The sequence below is a fragment of the Mycobacterium sp. genome (genome assembly GCF_035603715.1).
In the GTDB taxonomy this organism is placed as follows: domain Bacteria; phylum Actinomycetota; class Actinomycetes; order Mycobacteriales; family Mycobacteriaceae; genus Mycobacterium.
In genome coordinates this window covers 1-4626 of the sequence record NZ_DATNJW010000230.1, presented here as the reverse complement: position 1 = coordinate 4626, position 4626 = coordinate 1, and the positions used below count along the sequence as shown (strand labels likewise).

Sequence of the window (4626 nt, the reverse complement as noted above, 5' to 3'; positions counted from 1 at the left end):
GAGGCGGCGGGCGTGTCCGCCGCGCTGGTCATTCATCACTTCGGTTCCAAAGAAGGCCTGCGGAAGGCGTGCGACGACTACATCGCGGAGGAGATCCGCACCGGCAAGTCGGCGTCGATGCAGTCCACGGACCCCGCCAATTGGTTCGCCCAGATGGCCGAGATCGAGTCATACGCCCCCTTGATGGCCTACTTGGTGCGCAGCATGCAGTCGGGCAGCGATCTCGCAAAGATGATGTGGCAGAGGATGATTGACAACGCCGAGGAATACTTCGCCGACGGCGTGCGGGCCGGCACGATAAAGCCCAGCCGCGACCCGGAAGCCAGGGCCAAGTACCTTGCCATCACCTCCGGCGGCGGCCTGCTGCTCTATATCCAAATGCACCAAACCCCAACTGATGTGCGGGCCGTCCTACGCGACTACGCCCGAGACATGGTGCTGCCCGCCCTCGAGATCTACACCGAAGGCCTGATGGCCGACCGCACCATGTACGACGCATTTCTAACCGCCGAAGACCAAGGAGAATCCCATGACAGTTGACAACTCCGCCACCTCCGCACCGATCGAAATCCGGGGTCTGACCAAGAATTTCGGCGCGGTGCGGGCGCTGGACGGGCTCGACCTGACGGTGCGCGCCGGAGAAGTGCACGGTTTCCTCGGACCCAACGGCGCGGGGAAGTCGACCACCATTCGCATCCTGTTGGGTCTGGTCAAGGCCGACAGCGGAAGCGTGCGATTGCTGGGCGGCGATCCCTGGACGGACGCCGTCGAATTGCACCGCCAGATCGCTTATGTACCAGGCGATGTCACGCTATGGCCATCGCTAACCGGCGGCGAGACCATCGACCTGCTGGCCCGCATGCGCGGCGGCATCGACGAAAAGCGACGAGCCGAGCTGGTCGAGCGCTTCGAACTCGACCCGCACAAGAAGGCCCGCACCTACTCCAAAGGCAACCGGCAGAAGGTCTCGCTGATCTCCGCGTTCTCGTCGCGGGCCCGGCTGTTGCTCCTCGACGAGCCCAGCAGCGGCCTGGACCCGTTGATGGAGAACATCTTTCAGCAGTGCGTTGCCGAAGCACGCGACCGCGGCGCGACGGTCCTGCTGTCAAGTCACATCCTGGCCGAGACCGAGGCGCTCTGCGAGCGGGTGACGATCATCCGCGCCGGCAAGACCGTCGAGAGCGGAACGCTGGAATCGATGCGGCACCTCAGCCGCACGACGATCACGGCCGACTTGCTGAACGACCCCGGCGATCTCACCCGCATCCGCGGCGTCGAGGACATCAGCTACGAAGGGACCACACTGCACGCCCACGTCGACAGCGAAGGCCTCGGCGAACTCATTCGGGTACTCGGCGACACCGGCGTGCGCAGCTTGGTCAGCCAGCCGCCCACGCTGGAAGAGCTCTTCATGCGCCACTACGGCGCCGACGGTCAGCGGCAGCTGAGCGATCAAGGAGCGCGCTCATGACCACCACGTTGGAACGACCGCAGCATCCGGCGCACGAAACCCCACAACATGGTTCGGCATTCACCGGCACGCTCGGCATGCTACGGCTCTACCTGCGACGCGACCGGATCGTCTTGCCGCTCTGGGTATTACTGCTGTCGACGCCACTGGCCACCGTCTACATCGGCGGCATCGAGAAGGTCTACCCGGACGAGGCGGCCCGCGCCGGCTTCGCCGCCACGATCATGGCCAGCCCCGCACAACGGGCGCTTTACGGAAAGATCTACAACGACAGCCTTGGCGCGACCGGCATCTGGAAAGCCGGCATGTTCCATCTGCTGATCGCCGTGGCGGTCATTCTCACCGTCATCCGACACACCCGTGCCGACGAAGAAACCGGCCGCGCCGAGCTGGTCGACTCGACAGCGGTGGGCCGGTACGCCAGCCTGACCGCGGCCCTGCTGCTGTCATTCGGAGCCTCGCTGACCACCGGCGCGCTCGGCGCGGCCGGCCTGCTAAGCACCAGCGTCCCGGCACGCGGGTCGCTGGCTTTCGGTGCGGCACTGGCTTGCTCGGGTCTGGTGTTCACCGCCGTCGCCGCCGTGGCGGCCCAACTTTCGGCGAGCGCACGTTTCGCGCGCGGTGCAGCGTTCGCGGTGCTGGCCACCGCGTTCACGCTGCGCGCCGTCGGCGACGCCGGCTCACCTGTGTTGTCGTGGCTCTCGCCGCTTGGCTGGTCGTTGCAGGTTCGCCCCTACGCCGGTGACCGGTGGTGGGTGCTGCTGTTGCATCTGGCGACGACGCTCTTGCTCACCGCGCTGGCCTACCAGCTGCTCGCGCGTCGTGACGTCGGGGCGGGCTTGATCGCCGAACGGCCGGGCCCGGGCACGGCAGCACCGTTGCTGCGCAACGCTTTCGGACTGGCCTGGCGGCTGGATCGTGGAGCGCTGGTGCTGTGGACCGTCGGGCTGTGCCTGTACGGGTTGCTGATCGGCAGCATCATCCACGGCATCGGTGACGAGCTGGGCGGCGATACGGCACGAGACATCATCGTGCGCATGGGCGGCACCAGCGCCTTGGAGCAGGCCTTCGTCGCGGCCGCGTTCTGCATGCTGGGCATGATGGCGGCCGCGTTCGCCGTATCGCTGACGCTGCGGCTGCACCAGGAAGAGGCCGGTCAACGGGCCGAGACGGTGCTGAGTGGATCGGTTAGCCGAAGCCGTTGGCTGACTAGTCATCTCGTGATAGCACTGATCGGCTCGGCGGCCGCGATCGTGATCGCCGGTGCGGTCGCCGGCCTCAGCTATGGAATCGCCGCCCACGACGTCGGCGGCAAGCTGTCGATGGTCGTGGGCACCGCCCTGGTTCAGCTGCCGGCGGTGTGGCTGCCGGCGGCGGTGGCCGTCGCACTGTTCGGGCTGGCACCGCGTTTCAGCCCGGTCGCTTGGGGTGTGCTGGTCGGATTCGTCGCGCTGTATCTGATCGGTTCGCTGTCCGGTTTCCCGCAGTGGGTGCTCGACCTGGAGCCGTTCGCGCACATCCCGCTTGTCAGCGCCGGCGCCTTCACGCTGGTTCCGTTGCTGTGGTTGTCGGCGATCGACGTCGCACTGATCGCTCTGGGATTGGCGGCCTTCCGCCGCCGCGATGTGCAGGCTTGAGGAGGCTGCCATGAATACTGTTATCAAAGGCTCACTCTCGGCCATTCTGGGCTTGGTGGCGTTCGCACTGCTGTTGTTCTGGCCGGCCGGGACGACCCACTACTGGCAGGGCTGGGCGTTTCTCGCGGTGTTCGCATTGTCCACCTGGATCCCGACCGTGTATCTGATGCGGACGAATCCGGCTGCACTCGAGCGGCGCATGCAGGTCGGGCCGACCGCCGAAACCCGGCCGCTGCAGCGGATTCTCATCACCATCATCTTCATCGCATTCCCGGCCTCGTTTGTGGTCGGCGGTCTCGACCATCGTTTCGGCTGGTCGCAGATGCCGGCGACACTGTCGGTGATCGGCGACGTGCTGGTCGCGATCGGGCTTTGCCTGGCGATGCTGGTCATCATCCAAAACAGTTACGCGGCGGCCAATGTCCGGGTCGAAGCGGGCCAGCAGCTCGTCTCGACCGGGTTGTACGGGCTGGTGCGCCATCCGATGTACACCGGCAACGTGGTGCTGATGCTCGGTATCCCGCTGGCGCTCGGCTCGTACTGGGGATTCTTCCTGCTGATCCCCGGCATACTCGTTCTCGTACTACGCATCCGCGACGAAGAAAAGCTGCTGACCCACGAACTCAGCGGCTACCGCGAGTACGAGCAGAAGGTGCACTATCGGCTGCTGCCCTACGTGTGGTGAACGTCAGATCCAGACGCCCTTGCCCACGGCGACCACGCCGCCGGCGCTGATCGCGAAGCGTTCGCGATCCCTCTCCAGATCCACCCCGACCATCTCGCCGGGTCCGACGACGACGTTCTTGTCCAGGATCGCGTGACGAACCACCGCGCCGCGGCCAACCCGCACACCCGGCATGATCACGCTGCCCTCCACGATGGCGCCGTCGTCGACAACGACGTTGGACGAGAGCACCGAATTCCGCACCGACGCCGCGGAGATGATGCTGCCCGCACCCACCACCGATTCCTGCGCGGAACCACCGTTGACGAACTTGGCCGGCGCCAGGTTCTCCGACGCACCGAGGATGGGCCAGCGCTTGTTGTAGAGGTTGAAAACGGGGTGCACCGAGACCAGATCCATGTGCGCGTCGTAGAACGCGTCCAGCGTCCCGACATCGCGCCAGTAACCCCGGTCGCGTTCGGTGGCACCGGGCACGTCGTTGTCCCTGAAGTCGTAGACGGCGGCCATCCCGTCAGCAACCAGCCGCGGAATGATGTCGCCGCCCATGTCGTGATCGGAGTGGTCTTCGTCGGCGTCGGCGCGAATCGCGTCGATCAGGACCTTGGTGGTGAAGATGTAGTTGCCCATCGACACGAACGTGGCGTCCGGGTCGTCGGGCGTACCCGGCGGATCGCCCGGCTTCTCGACGAAGCTGCGGATGCGGCCGGATTCGTCGGCGTCGATGCAGCCGAACGCACTTGCTTCGGCACGGGGCACCCGGATCCCCGCGACCGTGGCCCCCGCGCCGCTCTCGACGTGGAAGCGCAGCATCTGCTCGGGATCCATCCGGTAGA

The 4626-nt window shown here is 66.0% G+C and carries 5 protein-coding genes; 4 read left to right on the top strand and 1 reads right to left on the bottom strand.

The window, feature by feature from the left end; translation table 11 throughout:
• The 4 genes from VN856_RS09735 to VN856_RS09720 all read left to right on the top strand — a co-directional run.
• Positions 1 to 540: TetR family transcriptional regulator (locus VN856_RS09735; protein WP_325688390.1), on the top strand; the 540-nt coding region annotated here is incomplete at its 5' end.
• Positions 530 to 1471, top strand: a complete 942-nt coding sequence (locus VN856_RS09730) for an ABC transporter ATP-binding protein (protein ID WP_325688388.1) — start codon at positions 530 to 532, stop codon at positions 1469 to 1471. The genes VN856_RS09735 and VN856_RS09730, both read left to right, overlap by 11 nt.
• On the top strand, positions 1468 to 3108 hold the full coding sequence (locus VN856_RS09725) for an ABC transporter permease (protein WP_325688386.1): 1641 nt from the start codon (positions 1468 to 1470) through the stop codon (positions 3106 to 3108). Before VN856_RS09730 ends, VN856_RS09725 begins: the two co-directional genes overlap by 4 nt.
• A gap of 10 nt (positions 3109 to 3118) precedes the next feature.
• Positions 3119 to 3793 (top strand): isoprenylcysteine carboxylmethyltransferase family protein, encoded by a 675-nt coding sequence (locus VN856_RS09720; RefSeq protein WP_325688384.1) that lies wholly within the window; start codon positions 3119 to 3121, stop codon positions 3791 to 3793.
• A 3-nt stretch (positions 3794 to 3796) separates the two neighbouring features.
• Here the strand turns inward: VN856_RS09720 and VN856_RS09715 are convergent.
• Positions 3797 to 4626 (bottom strand): sugar phosphate nucleotidyltransferase (locus tag VN856_RS09715; RefSeq protein WP_325688382.1); only part of this gene is annotated, 830 nt, incomplete at its 5' end.

What these genes read in the sequence shown, in the direction of transcription:
- VN856_RS09730 (WP_325688388.1), top strand. Translation starts at nt 530, where the DNA reads ATGACAGTTGACAACTCCGCCACCTCCGCACCGATCGAAATCCGGGGT.
- VN856_RS09725 (WP_325688386.1), top strand. Translation starts at nt 1,468, where the DNA reads ATGACCACCACGTTGGAACGACCGCAGCATCCGGCGCACGAAACCCCA.
- VN856_RS09720 (WP_325688384.1), top strand. Translation starts at nt 3,119, where the DNA reads ATGAATACTGTTATCAAAGGCTCACTCTCGGCCATTCTGGGCTTGGTG.